Annotated in this window: 14 protein-coding genes; 2 read left to right on the forward strand and 12 right to left on the reverse strand. The window is 72.5% G+C overall.

What is annotated here, in order from left to right; genetic code table 11:
- Positions 1 to 317 precede the first annotated feature (317 nt).
- Positions 318 to 1,325: a stage II sporulation protein M gene (locus ACIRB7_RS33470; protein WP_403606573.1), complete on the reverse strand. Its 1,008-nt coding sequence runs from the start codon at positions 1,323 to 1,325 to the stop codon at positions 318 to 320.
- A gap of 124 nt (positions 1,326 to 1,449) precedes the next feature.
- Here ACIRB7_RS33470 and ACIRB7_RS33475 point away from each other — a divergent pair, with 124 nt between their 5' ends.
- Positions 1,450 to 2,355 (forward strand): RDD family protein, encoded by a 906-nt coding sequence (locus ACIRB7_RS33475; protein ID WP_403606576.1) that lies wholly within the window; start codon positions 1,450 to 1,452, stop codon positions 2,353 to 2,355.
- Between the two features lie 3 nt (positions 2,356 to 2,358).
- Here the strand turns inward: ACIRB7_RS33475 and ACIRB7_RS33480 are convergent, their stop codons facing one another.
- The 8 genes from ACIRB7_RS33480 to ACIRB7_RS33515 all read right to left on the reverse strand — a co-directional run bounded on the left by ACIRB7_RS33480 (position 2,359) and on the right by ACIRB7_RS33515 (position 11,138).
- Positions 2,359 to 2,973, reverse strand: coding sequence for a hypothetical protein (locus tag ACIRB7_RS33480; RefSeq protein ID WP_403606579.1), 615 nt, complete (start codon positions 2,971 to 2,973; stop codon positions 2,359 to 2,361).
- 153 nt (positions 2,974 to 3,126) lie between these two features.
- The gene (gene ahcY / locus ACIRB7_RS33485; RefSeq protein ID WP_403606582.1) at positions 3,127 to 4,581 is read right to left on the reverse strand and encodes an adenosylhomocysteinase; all 1,455 of its coding nucleotides are present in this window, start codon (positions 4,579 to 4,581) and stop codon (positions 3,127 to 3,129) included.
- Between the two features lie 307 nt (positions 4,582 to 4,888).
- Positions 4,889 to 5,854, reverse strand: coding sequence for a cation diffusion facilitator family transporter (locus tag ACIRB7_RS33490; protein WP_403606584.1), 966 nt, complete (start codon positions 5,852 to 5,854; stop codon positions 4,889 to 4,891).
- A gap of 66 nt (positions 5,855 to 5,920) precedes the next feature.
- Positions 5,921 to 7,072 (reverse strand): mannose-6-phosphate isomerase, class I, encoded by a 1,152-nt coding sequence (gene manA, locus ACIRB7_RS33495; protein WP_403606587.1) that lies wholly within the window; start codon positions 7,070 to 7,072, stop codon positions 5,921 to 5,923.
- A 157-nt stretch (positions 7,073 to 7,229) separates the two neighbouring features.
- Positions 7,230 to 8,378 (reverse strand): SIS domain-containing protein, encoded by a 1,149-nt coding sequence (locus tag ACIRB7_RS33500; RefSeq protein WP_403606590.1) that lies wholly within the window; start codon positions 8,376 to 8,378, stop codon positions 7,230 to 7,232.
- A gap of 590 nt (positions 8,379 to 8,968) precedes the next feature.
- On the reverse strand, positions 8,969 to 9,151 hold the full coding sequence (locus ACIRB7_RS33505) for a Trm112 family protein (RefSeq protein WP_073820091.1): 183 nt from the start codon (positions 9,149 to 9,151) through the stop codon (positions 8,969 to 8,971).
- An 89-nt stretch (positions 9,152 to 9,240) separates the two neighbouring features.
- A complete protein-coding gene (locus ACIRB7_RS33510; protein ID WP_403606594.1) occupies positions 9,241 to 10,605 on the reverse strand; it encodes a phosphomannomutase/phosphoglucomutase in 1,365 nt (454 codons plus the stop codon).
- Positions 10,606 to 10,703: 98 nt separating this feature from the next.
- Positions 10,704 to 11,138, reverse strand: coding sequence for a DUF3499 domain-containing protein (locus tag ACIRB7_RS33515; RefSeq protein WP_403606639.1), 435 nt, complete (start codon positions 11,136 to 11,138; stop codon positions 10,704 to 10,706).
- A gap of 299 nt (positions 11,139 to 11,437) precedes the next feature.
- On the opposite strand from ACIRB7_RS33515, the gene ACIRB7_RS33520 reads away from it, so the two are divergent.
- Positions 11,438 to 11,893 carry a metallopeptidase family protein gene (locus ACIRB7_RS33520; protein WP_403606643.1) on the forward strand — a complete coding sequence of 152 codons (456 nt, stop codon included), beginning with the start codon at positions 11,438 to 11,440 and terminating at the stop codon, positions 11,891 to 11,893.
- A gap of 126 nt (positions 11,894 to 12,019) precedes the next feature.
- On the opposite strand, the gene ACIRB7_RS33525 is transcribed toward ACIRB7_RS33520, so the two are convergent.
- The 3 genes from ACIRB7_RS33525 to ACIRB7_RS33535 all read right to left on the reverse strand — a co-directional run bounded on the left by ACIRB7_RS33525 (position 12,020) and on the right by ACIRB7_RS33535 (position 17,735).
- Positions 12,020 to 13,570 carry a DUF5719 family protein gene (locus tag ACIRB7_RS33525; protein ID WP_403606597.1) on the reverse strand — a complete coding sequence of 517 codons (1,551 nt, stop codon included), beginning with the start codon at positions 13,568 to 13,570 and terminating at the stop codon, positions 12,020 to 12,022.
- Positions 13,567 to 17,229 (reverse strand): glycosyltransferase, encoded by a 3,663-nt coding sequence (locus tag ACIRB7_RS33530; protein ID WP_403606600.1) that lies wholly within the window; start codon positions 17,227 to 17,229, stop codon positions 13,567 to 13,569. The genes ACIRB7_RS33525 and ACIRB7_RS33530 overlap by 4 nt, the downstream gene beginning before the upstream one ends.
- A 242-nt stretch (positions 17,230 to 17,471) precedes the next feature.
- Positions 17,472 to 17,735, reverse strand: coding sequence for a WhiB family transcriptional regulator (locus tag ACIRB7_RS33535; RefSeq protein ID WP_015033978.1), 264 nt, complete (start codon positions 17,733 to 17,735; stop codon positions 17,472 to 17,474).
- Positions 17,736 to 18,156: the final 421 nt, after the last annotated feature.

The raw sequence follows: 18,156 nt of genomic DNA on the forward strand, positions 1-18,156 counted from the left end.
ACTCTATCAGATCTTTCCGATCCGATTTCCTCGGTGCTTTCCGGTCCCTTTTGTTTTCACTCCGGGGGCCTTTCGGCGGTTCCGACTTTATCAGATTCATTTCGGCCGACCTAATCGGTGGCTTTCGTGATTCGAATAAGAATCGGGGTGACTCCGTGGAATCGAATTCCCGACCGGAGTGAGTGAGACTTTAACTTGGTCGCTGCCGAACTGTCCAGTTCCAGGCAACCGTTTAAATCTACCTCCCCACAGCCGCCGTGTCAACAGCTTTTGTGGGCACCGGAGGACACTAGCAGGTCAGCGGGGCCGTACGCACATCAGGCGGCGGTGGGCAGCTCGGCGCTGCGGTCGGGCTCGGCCAGGTCGCCCGCCTCACCGGCGCGGGAGGCGCGGCCGCCCAGGACGTAGACGTAGGCGAGGAAGGCCAGCTCGGCGGCGATGCCGATGGCGATGCGGGCCCAGGTGGGCAGGCCGGACGGGGTGACGAAGCCTTCGATCAGGCCCGAGACGAAGAGGACCAGGGCCAGGCCGATCGCCATGCCGACGGCGGCGCGGCCGCGTTCGGCGAGGGCCGCTCGTCGGGTCGTGGGGCCCGGGTCGATGACGGTCCAGCCGAGGCGGAGGCCCGTGCCGGCGGCCACGAAGACGGCGGTCAGTTCGAGCAGGCCGTGGGGAAGGATCAGGCCCAGGAAGACGTCGAGGCGGCCGGCCGATGACATCAGACCGATGGCGACGCCGACGTTCAGCATGTTCAGGAAGAGGATCCACAGCACCGGGATGCCCAGGAACGCGCCCAGGACCAGGCACATGGCGGCGGCCCGGGCGTTGTTCGTCCAGACCTGCGCGGCGAAGGAGGTCGCCGGGTGGCTGGAGTAGTACGTCTCGTACTGGCCGCCGGGGCGGGTCATCTCACGGAGCTCCGCGGGGGCGCCGATCGCGGCCTGGACCTCCGGGTGCGCGCCGATCCACCAGCCGATCAGCACGGCGAGCAGGGTGGAGAGGACGGCGGTGGGGATCCACCAGTGCCGGGAGCGGTAGACGGCCGCCGGGAAGCCGGCTGTCAGGAAGCGGGCCGCGTCGCGCCAGGAGGAGCGGCGGGCGCCGGTGACTGCGGCGCGGGCGCGGGCCACGAGCTGGGTGAGCCGGGCCGTGAGCATCGGGTCCGGGGCGGTGGACTGGACGATCGAGAGGTGCGTGGCCGTGCGCTGGTACAGGGCGACGAGTTCGTCGGCCTCGGCGCCTGTGAGCTTGCCGCCCCGGCGCAGGAGGTGGTCGAGGCGTTCCCACTCGGCGCGGTGGGCGGTGACGTAGACGTCGAGGTCCATGATCGGCGGCTGCTCCAGGGCATCGGCTGCGGACGGGTCCGTACTACTGCGGCGCGCTGCGGGTCAGCTTGGCAGACTGGCGTTCGGAGGGGTCGGGAAGGTCGGAGAAGGGTGGGTGGGTGCCGTGAGTGGGTTGGTGACGGGAGACGCCGTCGTACTGGGGTTGCAGCCGGCGCGGCTGCCGAGCCGGGCGTTGGCGGTGCTCATCGACCTCGTGGTGGTGTGGGCCGCGTATCTGCTGATCTCGCTCGGGCTCGCGGTCGCCACCGCGTCGCTGGACGACGCGGCGGTGATGGCGGTGTCCATCGCCTCCTTCCTGCTGATCCTCGTGGGGGCGCCGATCGCGGTGGAGACGCTGTCGCACGGGCGTTCGCTGGGGAAGTTGGCGTGCGGGCTTCGCGTGGTGCGGGACGACGGCGGGCCGATCCGGTTCCGGCACGCGCTGGTCCGCGGGGCGATGGGGGTCGTGGAGATCCTGATGACCTTCGGGGTCGTCGCCTGTGTCGCGTCGCTGGTGTCGGAGCGGGGGCGTCGGCTCGGGGACGTCTTCGCCGGGACGCTGGTGGTGCGGGAGCGAATACCCGCGGCGGCACGGGTCCAGGCCGTGCCTCCGCCGCCGCCGTGGTTGGTGGGGCGCTTCTCGGGGCTCGATCTCTCGGCGGTGCCCGAGGCTCTGTGGCTGGAGATACGGCAGTACCTCACGCGGGCGCGTGAGCTGGATCCGGTGGTGGGGCGGCGGCTCGCGGAGCGGCTGGCCGACGAGCTGGTGGCGCGGACCGGGACGCCTGCGCCGCCGGGGTTGCCGGCCGAGGCGTATCTGGCGGGGGTGGTGGCCGAGCGGCAGGCCCGGGACGCCCGGCGGGCGGTTGCCTTCGCGTCGGCGGCGGGGTCGGCGTCGGGGCCTGTCGGCGGTGTTCCGCCCGTCGCCGCGTCCCCCGTAGCTCCGCCCGTCGTCGCTTCTCCCCTGGCTCCGCCCGTCGCCGCTTCCCCCGTCGCTCCGCCCGCCACCGGGTTCGCTCCGCCGGCCTGAGGGTCAGGGGAAGACCGACGGCGGGGTCTCCAGGGCTTCGAGTTCGATGCCGGGGGCCGCGAGGACCACGTCGCCGGCGATGTGGACGGTGTGCCTTTCGCCTGTGTCGAGGGCGCTGACCTGGTACTCGTCCACCATCAGGGGGCCGTTGTCAGTGGCGTGCGCTTCACTTTTCAGCAGGGCCCAGGACTGGTCGACCGTGAGGGGGGCGAGCACCGGGTCCGTGAAGGCGACGAGCCTGACACGGGTCTCGGGGGAATCGGGGGTGAGACGCAGGAGTCGCGTGAGCGCGACGAGGAACGCCGGGGAGGTGCCGGTGAAGGCGTGGGCGCGCACATTGCCTTCGGTGGCATGAGTTCCGGTGGGGTCCGTGCGGACCCAGGTGACGCCGTCGAGGGCCGCACCGCGGACCTGCCAGCCGGCGGCGTGGAGTTCGAGACGGATGGGGCGGCCGAGTTCGTCGACGGCCAGGTCGACGGAGCCCTGATGGTCGCCGGAGGGGGTGGTGCGCTGGCAGACGTAGCGCCAGCCGGAGGGGCCTGGTGCGCAGTGGAAGTGTTCTTCACCGAGGGGGGTGTGGTCGTGCGGGTCATGGAGCGAATATCGGCCGCGGGGCATGGGTCGGTCCTCGGGAGGGGGCGCTTCCAGGAGCGGTAGCGGGGGCGGGACGGGGCAGGCCCCCGGCACGGGGGTGCGGGGGGCCTGCCTGAATCCTCTACGGGTGTCCGGGACGGTGTCGCGTCAGTGCGCAGGCGCCGCCGGCCGGGGGCATCAGTAGCGGTAGTGGTCCGGCTTGAACGGGCCTTCGACCTCGACGCCGATGTAGGAGGCCTGCTCAGGACGGAGGGTCGTCAGCTTGACACCGAGCGCGTCCAGGTGGAGGCGGGCGACCTTCTCGTCCAGGTGCTTGGGCAGGACGTAGACGTCGGTCGGGTACTCCTCCGGCTTCGTGAAGAGCTCGATCTGGGCCAGGGTCTGGTCCGCGAAGGAGTTCGACATGACGAAGGAGGGGTGGCCGGTGGCGTTGCCCAGGTTGAGGAGGCGGCCCTCGGACAGGACGATGAGGACCTTGCCGTCGGGGTAGGTCCAGGTGTGGACCTGCGGCTTGACCTCGTCCTTGACGACGCCCGGGGTCTGGGCGAGGCCGGCCATGTCGATCTCGTTGTCGAAGTGGCCGATGTTGCCGACGATGGCCTGGTGCTTCATCTTGGCCATGTCCCCGGCCATGATGATGTCCTTGTTGCCGGTCGTGGTGATGAAGATGTCGGCGGTCTCGACGACCTCGTCGAGGGTCGTGACCTGGTAGCCGTCCATCGCCGCCTGGAGAGCGCAGATCGGGTCGATCTCGGTGACGATGACGCGGGCGCCCTGGCCGCGGAGGGACTCGGCGCAGCCCTTGCCGACGTCGCCGTAGCCGCAGACGACGGCCGTCTTGCCGCCGATGAGGACGTCGGTGGCGCGGTTGATGCCGTCGATGAGGGAGTGGCGGCAGCCGTACTTGTTGTCGAACTTCGACTTCGTCACGGCGTCGTTCACGTTGATCGCCGGGAAGAGGAGGGTGCCGGCCTGGTGCATCTCGTACAGGCGGTGGACGCCGGTGGTGGTCTCCTCGGTCACGCCGCGGATCTCGGACGCGAGCTGGGTCCACTTCTGCGGGTTCTCGCCGAGGGTGCGGTTGAGGAGACGGAGGATGTAGCCGTACTCCTCGCTGTCCGCGGTGGAGGGGTCCGGGGCGGAGCCGGCCTTCTCGAACTCGACGCCCTTGTGGACGAGGAGGGTGGCGTCACCACCGTCGTCGAGGATCATGTTCGGGCCGCCGGTGGGCGTGTTCGGCCAGGTCAGGGCCTGCTCCGTGCACCACCAGTACTCCTCCAGGGTCTCGCCCTTCCAGGCGAAGACGGGGACGCCCTGCGGGTTCTCCGGGGTGCCGTTGGGGCCGACGGCGATGGCCGCGGCGGCGTGGTCCTGGGTGGAGAAGATGTTGCAGGAGGCCCAGCGGACCTCGGCGCCGAGGGCGACCAGGGTCTCGATGAGGACGGCGGTCTGCACGGTCATGTGCAGGGAGCCGGTGACGCGGGCGCCGGCGAGCGGCTGCTGCTCGGCGTACTCGCGGCGGATCGACATCAGGCCGGGCATCTCGTGCTCGGCGAGGGTGATCTCCTTGCGGCCGAAGACGGCCAGGGAGAGGTCGGCGACCTTGAAGTCCTGGTGCGTGACAGTCGTCATGACGGGGCTGCTCCACGTGTGGTCGAGTACGAGGGTCGGTTGGGACGCCTGGCGCCACGAAGGCTCCCGGGGCATACGGATGCCCGGGGTTCTCCACGGTGCCGTCGTCGGAGGCCCTCTCTCCCTCGGCCGGTCCTTGCGGACCGCCCGACCGCCATCAGCAGCGACGTCTGGCTGGTCACGAATCTACACCGGACGGGGCGGTGGGCCACAGTCCGCATCGGAATCGCGGGGCGGTTCCGGGGCTCGTACGGACGTGCGAGGCCCCCGGGGCCGTGGGGTCCCGGGGGCCTTGTGGCGACGGGGGTCAGTGACCTGCGCCGCCCGGACCCTTGGCGAGGTTCGGGCCGTTCGACGCGGCCGTCTCGCTGTAGATGTCGGGCTCCAGGTAGATCACCCGGGCGATCGGGACGGCGGCGCGGATGCGCTCCTCGGCGGCGTTGATCGCGTTCGCGACCTCGGTGGCCGAGTCGTCGTGCCGGACGGCGATCTTCGCTGCGACGAGGAGCTCCTCCGGGCCGAGGTGGAGCGTACGCATGTGGATGAGGCGGGTGACGGTCTGGCCGTCGACGACCGCGTCCTCGATCTTCTTGACGTCGTCGATGCCCGCCGACTCGCCGAGCAGCAGCGACTTGGTCTCGGCCGCGAGGACGATCGCGATGACGATGAGGAGGACGCCGATGCAGAGGGTGCCGATGCCGTCCCAGATGCCGTCGCCGGTGATCAGGGCGAGGCCGACGCCGCCGAGGGCGAGGATCAGACCGACGAGCGCGCCCAGGTCCTCCAGGAGGACGACCGGCAACTCGGGGGCCTTCGCCCGGCGGACGAACTCCTTCCAGGACAGGCCGCCGCGGACCGTGTTGGACTCCTTGATGGCCGTACGGAAGGAGAACGTCTCGGCGATGATCGCGAAGACGAGGACGCCGACCGGCCAGTACCAGGCCGTGATCTCGTGCGGGTCCTTGATCTTCTCGTAGCCCTCGTAGATGGCGAACATGCCACCGACGGAGAAGAGGACGATGGAGACGAGGAAGGCGTAGATGTACCGCTCGCGGCCGTAGCCGAAGGGGTGTTCCGGGGTCGCCTCGCGCTTGGCCTTCTTGCCGCCGAGGAGCAGCAGGCCCTGGTTTCCGGAGTCGGCCAGCGAGTGGACGCTCTCCGCGAGCATCGAGGACGAACCACTGAAGAGGAACGCCACGAACTTGGCTACGGCGATCGCGAGATTCGCGACGAGTGCCGCCACGATCGCCTTGGTTCCGCCTGACGCGCTCATGGATGTACGTGGTCCCTTCGTCGATGCACCGGCTCTGTCGCCGCGGTTCGGCCGGTCATTGTCGCATCAGGCCACAACCGTTGCGCGGAAGATGGTTCCCGCACCGGACAGTTCGGTCGTCTCGCCCGCCGGTACGAAGACGGATTCGCCCGGGGCGAGGGTGACTTCGCCCGCCTTCGGGCGGCCCGCGACGGCGAGCAGGATCTGTGGGGTGGGGCTGGTCAGGTGGGTCGGGGCGGCGCCCTCGGCCCGGGCGAACCGGGAGAGGCGGAACTCGTCGGTGGGGGTGTCGTAGACCTCCTCGCCCGAAGGGGAGGCCTCCGGGCGCAGGACGGTCGGGTCGGTCGGCTCGAAGCGGACCACGCGCAGGAGTTCGGGGACGTCGATGTGCTTGGGGGTGAGTCCGCAGCGCAGCACGTTGTCGGAGTTGGCCATGATCTCGACGCCGAGGCCGTCGAGGTAGGCGTGCGGCACGCCCGCGCCCAGGTAGAGCGCTTCGCCGGGCTGGAGCCGGACCCGGTTGAGCAGCATCGCCGCGATGACGCCGGGGTCGCTCGGGTAGTGGTGGGCGAGGCTCGCGTACGGGGCGTGGGCGCCGCCGAGACGGTCGGCGGCTGCGGTCGCCTCGGCGACGGTGTGAGCCATCTCCTCCGGGTCGGCGGTCAGCAGGGCCGTCAGGACCTCGCGGAGCGCGGCCTCTTCGGGGTGGGCGTGGAGCAGGTCGACGTACGGCTTGAGCGAGTCGACGCCGAGCGCGGCGATCAGGTCGGCGGCCTCGGCGGGGGTACGGAAGCCGCACAGTCCTTCGAAGGGCGTGAGGGCGCAGATCAGCTCGGGCTTGTGGTTGGCGTCCTTGTACGTGCGGTGCGGGGCGTCGATCGGGACGTCGGCGGCCTCCTCGGCCGCGTGGCCCGCCCGTGCCTGCGCCAGGTCGGGGTGGACCTGGAGGGAGAGCGGGGCGCCGGCGGCGAGCACCTTCAGGAGGAACGGGAGGCGGGGGCCGAACTTCTCGACGGAACGCGGTCCCAGCTCGCGTACGGGATCGGCGTCGATCAGCGCGTTCAGCGAGCCGCGCTCGGTGCGGGAGGGCGCGCCGGGGTGGGCGCCCATCCACATCTCGGCCTGGGGCTCGCCGGACGGGGCGATTCCGAGCAGTTCCGGGATGGCCGTCGTGGATCCCCAGGCGTAGGGGCGAACGGTGTTGACGAGGCGGTCCATGGTGCCTGCCAGCTCCTCGGGGTGGTGACGGATGGTGAGGGGTGTCGGGAGACAGGTGACAGGTGTCGGGTGACGGGGGTGTGACGGGGTGGTGGACGGGTGGGGGGTATGGGGGGGTGGCGGTTTGCGGGTGGGGGGTGAGGGGTGGGCGCTGTTTCTAGTGGGGTGTGCGGCCCGGGGTCGCCAGGGAGAGGTAGGCGGCCGCGAAGTCGGTCACGGCCAGCAGCTCCGCCAGGGTCTCCAGGTCGCCGCCCTCCTCCGGTTCCAGTTCGCTGATGGCGGTCTCGTGGCTGAGGGCCAGTTCGCGGGCCGCGTGGGCCGCGGTGAGGCCGTCGGTCGGGCGGTCCCTGAGCAGGACGACCCTCGCGCGCAGCGCCTGCTGCTCCTCTACCCGGTCCCGGAAGAAGTCTTCGGGGTCGGCGCCCGCCGCGTAGTCGCCCGCGAGCAGTACCCCGTGCGCGGGCAGGGCGTCCGGGAGCTCGGCGGCCAGGGCGGGCAGGCCCGCGATCTCGGCGAGTACCGCGGCGAACCGGCGGCCGGCCGGGCCCGCGGCCGCGCCCTCGGTCCAGATCAGCGGCAGCGAGTCCGCGAGCTCGGCGGCGAGCGTCTTCGCCGGGTTGCTGTACGTGGCGATGGCCGGGCCGCAGAGTTCGGCCGTACGGTCCAGCCGGTCGGCCACCTTCTCCAGCGTCTCCGGCGGCGCTTCGAGGAGCCCGACCCGGTCGAGGAGCGCCAGCAGCGGGGTGAACAGGGCCCACAGGGCGCCGGGGCCGGCCGCGAGGCCCTCGGTGGAGTCGTCGGGGGTCTCGTTCGGGGCGGTGGCCATCGGGACGAACAGGCCGTGGGAGCCGCTGACGGCCTCGGCGAGCGGTGAGGCCTTCGGGGCGACGGCGACGACCGTCATGCCGCGCCGGTACGCCTGCTCGGCGAGGAGCGCCAGGCCCGGCTCTGAACCGTCCGTCGTCGGCAGCAGGAGCAGGTCCACCGAGCCGGCCCAGCCGGGCAGCGCCCAGCGCAGGGCGCCCGCGGCGGGGGCGACGCCGGTCGGCTGGAGGCGTACGACGGGGGCCGAGGCGCCGGCCAGGGCGCCGATCAGGTCGGCGACGCCGGCGGCTACGGTGCCGGGGCCCGCGAGGAGTACGGCGCGGGGTCGGCCCTCGGGGTGCAGGTCCGTGATCCCGGCCTCGGCGGCGTGCCGGGTCGCCGTCCGTACCCGGGCGCCGGCCTCCGCCGCGGCGCGGAGGAGACCGCGGTGGTCGGCGAGGGCCAGGTCGTCCGGGGCGTCGAGGAGAGTCTCGTCGAGCATGGGGCGGGTGCCTCCGGTCGCGTCGTCGTCGGGTTCTCTGCGGGGCCTGCGGGTGCCTGGTGGGTCCTTGGTGGTGCGGGGCCTGGGGGTGCGGGGCCTGGGGGTGCGGGGCTTGTCGTGCGGGTCCTGGTGCGCCCGGCCTTCGGCCGGGCTTGTCGGTTCCCACCCGCGCCACCTGTACTGCTGAGAGGGCAGAGGTGCGGGTTTTCCCGTGGGGGTGCTCGCCGTCGGCGGGCCCTCCGGGGGGAGGGAGGGAGGTGCGCGAGTCCGGTGATCGGGGGCCCTGGCGTGCGGCGGACTCGTCTCTGGCGACGTACTCGCGTATCGCGTACCCGTACCACCCGTGCCCATACCCGTGTGTCCGCCTGCCCGTACCCGCGTACTCGCCTGTCCGTACCCGCGTACCCGTACCCGCGTACCCGCCTGCCCGCGTGCTCGCGTTGTCGGCCGACCTTCGTCGGGGGCAACAGGGCCGTGGGCGCGGCGGATGGCTTGGGCCCTCCTTCTGGCCGCTCGGCTCGGCGGTCAGTGGGGGTGTCTCGCCTGCGGGCGGCTCGGGCTGCTTTCGGGGGCGGCCGGGTCCCGGGGGGTCAGGACGGGCGGCGGGCCTCGTCCGTCAGGAGGACCGGGATGTTGTCCCGGACCGGGTAGGCGAGGCCGCAGTCGGGGCTCGTGCAGAGGAGTTCGGGGGTTTCGTCCGCCGTGCGGTCGTTGAGCGGAGCGTGGCACGCGGGGCAGGCCAGGATCTCCAGGAGGCCGGCTTCGAGCGGCATGGGATGTCCCTTCGAACAAGCGGGGGTCGGGCCAGGTCAGCCTACCGCCGGGGAACGAGGGGCGCCCCGTTCCCCGGCGGCCTGCCGGGTCAGTCCGTCGCCCGGACCAGGGCGAGGACCTCGTCGCGGATCTTGGCCATGGTGGCCTCGTCGCGGGCCTCGACGTTGAGGCGGAGGAGCGGCTCGGTGTTCGAGGCGCGCAGGTTGAACCACCAGTCCGCGGCCGTCACCGTGAGGCCGTCGAGCTCGTCGAGGGTCACGTCCTCGCCCTCGTACGTCGCCCTGACCTTCGCCGCGCTGGCGGCCTGGTCCGCGACGGTCGAGTTGATCTCGCCCGAGGAGGCGTAGCGGTCGTACGCCGCCACCAGGTCGGACAGGGTGCCCTCCTGGCCGCCGAGGGCCGCCAGGACGTGGAGCGCGGCGAGCATGCCCGTATCCGCGTTCCAGAAGTCCTTGAAGTAGTAGTGCGCGGAGTGCTCGCCACCGAAGATCGCGCCGGTCTTCGCCATCTCCTCCTTGATGAAGGAGTGGCCGACGCGGGTGCGGACGGGCTCGCCGCCGTTCTCGCGGACGACCTCGGGCACCGACCAGGAGGTGATCAGGTTGTGGATGATCGTTCCGCCGGGGTGCTTCGCCAGCTCGCGGGCGGCCACGAGGGCCGTGATCGCGGACGGCGAGACGCCCTCGCCGCGCTCGTCGACGACGAAGCAGCGGTCGGCGTCGCCGTCGAAGGCGAGGCCGAGGTCGGCGCCCTCGGCCCGGACACGGGCCTGGAGGTCGACGATGTTCTTCGGGTCGAGCGGGTTCGCCTCGTGGTTCGGGAACGTCCCGTCCAGCTCGAAGTACATCGGGACGACGTCGAGCGGCAGGCCGTCGAAGACGGTGGGGACCGTGTGGCCGCCCATGCCGTTGCCCGCGTCGACGACCACCTTGAGGGGGCGGATCGTCGTGAGGTCGACCAGGGCCTTCAGGTGGGCGGCGTAGTCCGCCAGCGTGTCCCGTTCCGTGACCGTGCCCGGCGTCGCCGCCGCTTCCGGCGCGCCCGTCTCCGACCAGCGCTCGGCCAGCTCGCGGATCTCCGCGAGACCGGTGTCCTGCCCCACGGGGGCGGCGCCCGCGCGGCACATCTTGATGCCGTTGTACTGGGCCGGGTTGTGCGAGGCGGTGAACATGGCGCCGGGCAGGCCGAAGCTGCCGGACGCGAAGTACAGCTGATCGGTGGAGCAGAGCCCGATCAGGGTGACGTCGGCGCCGAGGCGGGCCGCGCCGCGCGCGAAGGCGTCCGCGAGGCCGGGCGACGAGGGGCGCATGTCGTGGCCGATGACGATCGCGTCCGCGTCCGTCACCCGTACGAAGGCCGCGCCGAAGAGCTCGGCGAGGTCCTCGTCCCACTGGTCGGGCACCACTCCGCGGACGTCGTACGCCTTCACGATCTGCGACAGATCGACAGTCACGGATCCACCCTCCTGAGTTCTCGGCACGCGTGTGCGGCGCGTGTCGTGTACGGAAGGCCAAAACTACCCGGAGGCAGGAGGGGTACGCGGACTGCGGCTCAGTTGTCCGGGGAGCGGAGCACCCTGAGGTGCCCTCTGCGGCCGACCTCCATGGGGTCGCCGCTCCGGCCTCCGCCGCCCTTGCCGCCGGCCTCGGCCGCGCGTTCCCGGGGGCGGGCCGCCTCCCGTACGGCGTTGGCCAGGGCTTCGAGGTCGTCGCCGCTGGGGCGGGGCGGGGCGGAACCGTCGGTCAGCCGCACGACCTCCCACCCGCGTGGGGCGGTGAGGCGCTCGCTGTGCTCGGCGCACAGGTCGTAGCAGTGGGGCTCGGCGTAGGTGGCGAGCGGGCCGAGGACCGCAGTCGAGTCGGCATAGACGTACGTCAGTGTCGCGACGGCAGGGCGGCCGCACGCGGTGCGCGAACAGCGACGTACAGGGCTCACGACGTTGGACGGTACCGCACTCTTGAGCGGGCCGCGACGACTCTCCCTCAGGTCACTCCACCGTGTCGCGCTGTGACCTCCACCACCCCGCCGTCGGGGGTGGTCGCTCTGACCTGCGTGGGAGAGGGCGCAAGGGGGCGCGGTCGGGAGTCGATCCGGACAGTCCGGGGTACAGATCCGGTCAACCACGGCCAGATGGCCGTGCGCGCGGGGCCCTCGAATCGAGCGGACGATTGGCCGGAATGTTCAGGTTTCGACATCGGGTGTGGGGGTGGGGCGGCAGCCCCGGGAGCGGAGGCGAGGATGCGCCACGGTGCGGGGAGACAGATGAGGGTTACGCTGCGTCAGTGATGGACAGTCCTGTGCCGCCGAGCCCCCCGAACCGTTCCACGGAGCCTCCGGCGGAGCCTCGGGTGCGCCGCCGCGACCGGCACGGCCGCGGGATGCGCGGACCGGTCGCCCCGCCGCAGGTGCCGCTCTCCGCGAGCCGGGCCGACACCTTCCGTGATCTGGTCCTCGACTCGGTCGAGCGTCTGGAGCGGCGCTGGCCGCAGCTCGCGGACGTCGACTTCATGGTGATGGAGGTACCTCCACCGGTGTCGGGCGAGACCGTGCCGCTGGGGGGCTCCGCGCCCGCCGAGAAGGACGAGCCCGCCCGGGTGGTCGTCTACCGGCGTCCGGTCGAGATCCGGTCGAAGAACCGGGACGAGCGGGCTCTCCTGGTCCACGAGGTGGTCGTGGAGCAGGTCGCGGAGCTCCTCGGGCTCTCCCCCGAGTCGGTCGATCCCCGGTACGGGCAGGACTGAGCCGGGCGCAGTCGCGGTCGAGCCGGGCGGAATCGCGGGCTTAGCCGGGCGGGGTCGCGGTCGATCCGGGCGGAGTCACGGGCTTAGCCGGGCGGGGTCGCGGGCTCAGCCGGGCTTGAAGGCCTTCTAGTCCAGTACCCCGAGGTCCTGGTGTGCCGTCGGGACCTCCACCGTGCCCCGGTCGTCGACGAGCGTCTGGATCGTGAACATCGGCGTGCCGTCCAGGGGCAGCGCCAGGGTCCGCGCCGCGAACACCTTGCCGCCGGAGACCGGCTCGACGGTGATCGCGTACGAACCCTTGAGGCCCTCGGGGACCAGGTCCGTGAGGGTGGTCGTCGTGCCCGCCTTGACGGTGACCGTCCTCGACACCGGCGTACCCGCGCCGGAGCCGGCCGAGGCCGTGACCTTGACCTGGGCGGCGGCGTCGGGCGCGGTCAGGAAGAGCGTGCTGGCCTTGGCCCGGTTGTCGGCGACCGTCGCACGGCCGGAGATCGCCGCGGCCGCCGGTACGAACGCGATCTCGGTGTTCGCGCCCTTGCCGCGCACCACCCGGAGGGCGGCCACGAAGGGGGTGGGCTTCTTCGGGTCGCTCGGGGTGAGCAGCAGGGAGCCCCCCTCGCCGCGGGTCAGGTCCGGCAGGTCGACGGAGGCCGTCATCCCGGACTTCACGTGCAGGGAGCCCGCGCCGGCGGGGACGATCGTGCCGGTCGCGCTGACGAGCTGGACCTTCAGGTCGGCGTCGTCGTGGCCGGGGGCGAAGGCGACGAGCCGCACGGAGGTGGCGTCGGCCGGGATGCCGGGGAGTACGGCGCGGCTCGCCGGGTCGGCCGCGGCCGCGATCCAGTCGCTGCCCAGCTTGTCGTCGGCGGCGCCGACGGCGGCGCCGATCCGTCCACTGCGGGTGGTGACGTGCACGGTGACGGACTGCTGGGCTGCCTCACCCGTGAGGGTGGAGAGGAGCACGGGGACCGTGGAGCGGGCGGGGACCGGGATGCCGTCGGTGAACTGGGACTTGAGGGGGCCCTCGGGGCCGAACAGCTCGACGTCGGCGACGGCGGCCGAGTCGTCCGGGTTGGTGAGGTGGACGTAGTCCTGGCGCTCCTTGGCGGTGGAGGCCGCGGGGAACCAGAAGTCGGTGTCGGGGGCCCCGCAGCTGAGACCGAGGAGGCCGCTGGCGCCGCCCGCGGGGACGACGGTGGACTGCTGCACGGTCCAGCCGGGGGCGAGGGTGCCCGTCGCCGAGCCGACGAGGGCGGGCACGGCGGGGCCGTCCGCCTCGGCGGTGACGGGCTTGCCGGGGGCGGTGACGGTGGCCGGGATCTTGGGGGCCTTGGGCTTCTTGCCGGTCTGGGAGGTGCCGCCGGAGGTCGTCGTGCTCGCGGCGGGCCGCAGCTGGGCGGTGGGCTGCTCGGCCTTGCCCTGGTTCGGGGTGCCGGTCCCGGCAGCTGTGCCCGTGCCTGCGCCCGTGCCCGGCGGCGTGTACGAGGTGTAGAGCGTCTCGCCCACCTCCGAGGTGCTGGGCGCCGGGCAGACCAGGCCCGCGCGCTCGACCGGCAGCCGGGTGGTGGCCTTGGCCTGGGGAGGGGCGGTGTCGCCCGGGGCGGTGAGGGACGCGAAGCCGGTGACGGCGGCGAGCGCCGTGGCGACCGCGATCAGGGAGAGGGTCGTGCGCTTCACTGGTTGCTGCTCCCGTCGGGACGCTGCTCGGTCTCGTGGCCCTGGGGGTGCCCGTAGCCGTAGGTGTACGGGTCGTACGGCTGCTGTTGTTGCTGTGGGTCGTACTGCTGCTGCTGCTGTTGCTGGTCGTACTGCTGCTGGTCGTACTGCTGCTGCTCGTAACCCTGTTCGTAGCCCTGCTGGGGGTACGCGTACGGCTGCTGCTGGTACGGGTCGGCGGCGTACTCCTGGTAGTAACCCTGCTCGGCGTACGCCTGGGGCTGGGGCTGTTCCTGGTTCTGGGCCTGGGCGTAGGCCGGGTCGTAGCCGCCGTCCCACTCCTGGGGCTCGTACGCCTGCTGGTCCGGGATCGGGACGGGCTCGGGCTCCGGTTCCGTCCCCGCCGTCTCGGTCTCGGCCTCCGCCTCCGCCGCCGCGCGCAGACGGCGGGCCCTGCGGCCGTCGCCCTCGGTCGCCTGGGCGGGGATCGCGAGCTCCTCCTCCGGCAGGTCGTCGTCGATCTCGCGGCGCCGGCCGGGCAGGGCCAGGACCAGCAGGACGACGGCGAGGGAGACCTGGGTCCAGATCCACGCGGTACGGGTGAGCGGCTGGTCGTACGTGACGTCGAGGCGGCCGCCCGCGGCGGGGAGTTCGAAGCCCTGCGCCCAGCCGTCGACGGTGGTGCGGGTCAGCTCCTTGCCGTCGAGAGTGGCCGTCCAGCCCTCGTCGGCGCGGTCCGCGAGCCGCAGGACGCGGCCCGCGGGGCCGGTCGGGATGTCGGTGTGCGCCTCGACGGGGCCCGCGGCGACGGCGACGGGAACCGTGGCCTTCGCGGGGTCGGCCTGCTTCTCCGTCGGTCCGGTCGGCGGGACGATCATGACGCGGGCGATCTCGCGGTCCACGCGCCAGAGGGCGCTGCCGTCGAGCTGGCTGAGGCGGCTGAGGCCCGGGGTGGAGTCGAGGACGCGGCTCGTCTGGCGCGGTGCCCCGTCCCGTACGAGGACGTAGCGGATCGCGTAGCCGCTGAGTTCCTGGGTCTGGTCGGCGCCGGAGCCGGCGACCAGGTGGGCGACGACGTCGTCGAGGCGGGGGTCGTCCTCGGCGCCCGCGGTGAGTTCGGCGTCGCCGAGGCGGGCGCCGGAGCCGCGGACCAGGGTGTACGCGACCTCGCCGGGGCTGCCGCCGAGGACGAGGGTGCGGGGCTGGTCGCGGGTGCCGCTCTCCTCGGCGACGAAGGCCGGGACCTGGACCGGGTCGCGGCGGGTCAGCGGGCCGTCGGCGCCGGCGATCATCCAGCCGACGGCGGCGACGGCGGGGCCGGCGGCGCAGGCGAGGGCGATCAGGGCGGCGACGGGCTGGCGCCAGCCGAAACCGTGGGCGGCGACGCGGGTGCGGCCGCCTTCGGCGCCGATCATGCCGACGGCGATGAGGGCGGCGCCGTAGACGAGGGTGGCGGGTCCGGCCCAGCCGGTGCCGCCCGCGCCGTTGGTGAGGACGGCGAGGAGGAGGCCGGCGAGGGCGGCGGTCCAGGCGGCGAGGACGGCGAGCCTGCGCTCCTCGCGGAGCAGTCCGGCCAGGGCGGCGAGGACGAGGCCCACCAGGAGCAGGCCGCCGGTGGTGCCCGGGCCGCCGGGGCTGGTGCCGAGCAGGTCGAGTGCGGTGGCCGTGCCCGTACGGATGTCGCGGCCGGCCTCGCGCAGGAGAGCGGCGGGGTCGGTGAGGAGGGTGAGCGACCAGGGGGCGAGGACGAGGAGCGGGGTGCCGACGGCGGCCAGGAAGCGGAGCCCGTACGCCGTGATGTCCGAGCGGCGTACGGCGAGGACGCCGAGGCCGAGGACGACGGCGAGCAGCCACACGACCGGCGTGAACGCCATCGTGAACGTGAGCAGGAAGGTGTACGCCCAGGTGGCGCGCCAGCTGCCCCGGTCGGGCCGGTTGAAGCCGTGGGCGGCGACGGCGGCGCGGGCCATGAGCGGGAGCAGGATCGCGAGGACGGCGGTGCCGAGCCGGCCGGTGGCGAGGGCGCCGGTGACGGCGGGCAGGAAGGCGTACGCGATGGCGCCCCAGGCGCGCAGGAGGCGGGACTCGACGATGCCGCGGGCGGCGAAGTAGGCGGTGAATCCTGCGAGCGGGACCGAGCAGACGAGCAGCAGGGTCAGCGCGGTGGAGGTGGAGCCGAGGAAGAGGGTGGAGAGCGCGGCCAGGACGGCGAGGTAGGGCGGGGCGGTCTGGGTGCCGCCGGTGCCGAGGGCGTGCCAGGTGTCCGCGTACCGCGACCAGAGGCCGGAGACGGTGTCGGGGGCGGGCAGCAGGGCGCCGCCGGCCAGGGAGCCGCCGGCGAGGAGGCCGCGGCAGGCGACAAGGGACACGAGGAGCAGGAGGGCGAAGAGGACCGGGCCGGGTTTGGCCGCGATCTTCTTGAGCCGGGCGAACTGCTCGATCTCCAGGTAGTCGGCGTCGTCGCCGCCGGGACCGGATTCGACGACGCCGCGGCGGGAGCCGCCGGAGTCGGCCTCGGTACCGCCGAAGTTGGCGGTGAGCTGTTCGACGGCGGCGCGGACGGTGGCGCCGGGCGGCGGGAACAGCGGGCGGAGTTCGCTCGCGGCGACGGCCGGGTTCTTGCGCCGTTTCCGGGCGGCGAGGATCTTCTCGGGGCGCAGGAGGGTGGCGAGGAGGCCCATGACCTCGTCGACGGCCTGTCCGGGGACCTTGCCGACGAGGTAGGCGAGGGTGCGGAGCAGGGTGCTGAGGACGAGCCGCAGGAGGACGTAGGGGAGGGCGGCGCCGCGGGTGTTGGCGAGGAGGGTGTAGACGGCACCGGCCTTGTCGACGCGGTGCGGGTTGGCGGCGGTGCGGCCGGCGCAGTCGACGGTGCGGCGCTCGCGGGCGGAGGCCTCGGCGTGGCGGAGGACGGCGTCGGGGGCGATGAGGACGCGGTGGCCGGCGGAGTGGGCGCGCCAGCACAGGTCGACGTCGTCGCGCATGAGGGGCAGGCGCCGGTCGAAGCCGCCGAGTTCCTCGAAGACGTCGCGCCGGATCAGCATGCCGGCGGTGGAGACGGAGAGGACGGAGCGGACCTGGTCGTGCTGGCCCTGGTCCTGTTCGCGGCGGTCGAGGCCGGTCCAGCGGCGGCCGCTGCGGGCGATGGAGACGCCGGTCTCCAGGAGCTGCTTCCTGTCGTACCAGCCGCGCAGTTTGGGGCCGATGACGGCGGCGTACGCGTCGGAGTCCGCGACGCGCAGGAGTTCGGCGAGGGCGCCGGGCTCGGGGGCGCAGTCGTCGTGGAGGAGCCAGAGCCACTGGACCGGTTCGCCGTGCGGGAGGTCCGGGAGGTCGTAGGCGTCGTCGTTCCAGGTCCGGCTGACGGGGTCCCAGCCGCTGGGGCGCTTCAGGTAGGGCAGGTCCTCGGGTCCGAGCACGGGCGCGGTGCGGGCGGCCTCCTCGACGGCGGTGCCGAAGCCGGTGCGGCGCGCGAGGTGCAGGACGCGGTCGGTGCCGATGGCGTCGGCGAGGAGCTGCGCCGAGTCGTCGGCGCTGCCGGTGTCGGCGGCGACCACGTTCTGCACGGGGCGTTCCTGGGCGAGCAGCCCGGCGAGGGCGTCCGGCAGCCAGCGGGCGCCGTCGTGGGTGACGAGCACGGCGGTGACGACGTGTCGCGGAAACTCAGGAGTTGAGGACATCGAGCTACGGGCCCTCCGGCCGGGGTCGCCCGCGAAGGGCGTGGGGAGCGTCTCGGACGGAGGCCCACACTAACGGCTGCACGCGGAGCGGTCCGCCGCCCTGTGGACAGAGGGTGTGGAACGGTTTCGTACAGGACACGCAGAACGGTCCGCCGCCTGTGGATGGAGCACAGGGGGCGGACCGTTCGTCGTGTCGTGGTGGGCGCGGCCCGGTGCGCGGGCCCCGGCAGGCCGCGCGCCGTTCAGACGGCGGCCTTCTTCAGGCGGCGTCGCTCGCGCTCGGAGAGGCCGCCCCAGATGCCGAAGCGCTCGTCGTTCTGCAAGGCGTATTCGAGACATTCGGAACGGACCTCGCAGGCGAGGCAGACCTTCTTGGCCTCGCGGGTCGAGCCGCCCTTCTCGGGGAAGAAGGACTCGGGATCGGTCTGGGCGCACAGCGCGCGCTCCTGCCAGCCGAGTTCTTCGTCCGCGTCCTCGACCAGCAGTTCCTGGAACAACTCGGTCATGTGCGCCCCTCGTCTGTTCTGTGCGTCCCCGTGGGTGTTGCCGTTGCGAACCCGGCCGAACGACACGAGTGAAATTACAAGTTCGTGCTCTGCGCGAGTCAAGCCGAGATCTGCTATTGGGCCCGGTATTCACTCTGCGGAACCAAGCGTATGCGGAAAGTGTTCAAATCACCAAAAACCGTGACACATGCCACCGGCCTGGCCGCGCCGTGCGACCTCACAAGGAAGGACGTCCGAGACTTGGATCTTGTTGCGATCCAGCCATGGAAGCGATCCGGATCACAGTCCGATCACGGGGCTGCCATGTTTACGGGCACGACTGAAGCGCCATCTCTCCTGGTCGGCGCCCGAACAAACCTTTCTCCGGACACAGCAACCGGATGAGGTGAAACATTACCCCCAAATCGGGCATTGAGTTGAC

Origin of the sequence: Streptomyces sp. NPDC093795 (assembly GCF_044764665.1) — a bacterium.
Taxonomy (GTDB): Bacteria; Actinomycetota; Actinomycetes; order Streptomycetales; family Streptomycetaceae; genus Streptomyces.

What these genes read in the sequence shown, in the direction of transcription:
- ACIRB7_RS33470 (WP_403606573.1), bottom strand. Translation starts at nt 1,325, where the DNA reads ATGGACCTCGACGTCTACGTCACCGCCCACCGCGCCGAGTGGGAACGC.
- ACIRB7_RS33480 (WP_403606579.1), bottom strand. Translation starts at nt 2,973, where the DNA reads ATGCCCCGCGGCCGATATTCGCTCCATGACCCGCACGACCACACCCCC.
- ahcY (WP_403606582.1), bottom strand. Translation starts at nt 4,581, where the DNA reads ATGACGACTGTCACGCACCAGGACTTCAAGGTCGCCGACCTCTCCCTG.
- ACIRB7_RS33490 (WP_403606584.1), bottom strand. Translation starts at nt 5,854, where the DNA reads ATGAGCGCGTCAGGCGGAACCAAGGCGATCGTGGCGGCACTCGTCGCG.
- manA (WP_403606587.1), bottom strand. Translation starts at nt 7,072, where the DNA reads ATGGACCGCCTCGTCAACACCGTTCGCCCCTACGCCTGGGGATCCACG.
- ACIRB7_RS33500 (WP_403606590.1), bottom strand. Translation starts at nt 8,378, where the DNA reads ATGCTCGACGAGACTCTCCTCGACGCCCCGGACGACCTGGCCCTCGCC.
- ACIRB7_RS33505 (WP_073820091.1), bottom strand. Translation starts at nt 9,151, where the DNA reads ATGCCGCTCGAAGCCGGCCTCCTGGAGATCCTGGCCTGCCCCGCGTGC.
- ACIRB7_RS33520 (WP_403606643.1), top strand. Translation starts at nt 11,438, where the DNA reads ATGGACAGTCCTGTGCCGCCGAGCCCCCCGAACCGTTCCACGGAGCCT.
- ACIRB7_RS33530 (WP_403606600.1), bottom strand. Translation starts at nt 17,229, where the DNA reads ATGTCCTCAACTCCTGAGTTTCCGCGACACGTCGTCACCGCCGTGCTC.
- ACIRB7_RS33535 (WP_015033978.1), bottom strand. Translation starts at nt 17,735, where the DNA reads ATGACCGAGTTGTTCCAGGAACTGCTGGTCGAGGACGCGGACGAAGAA.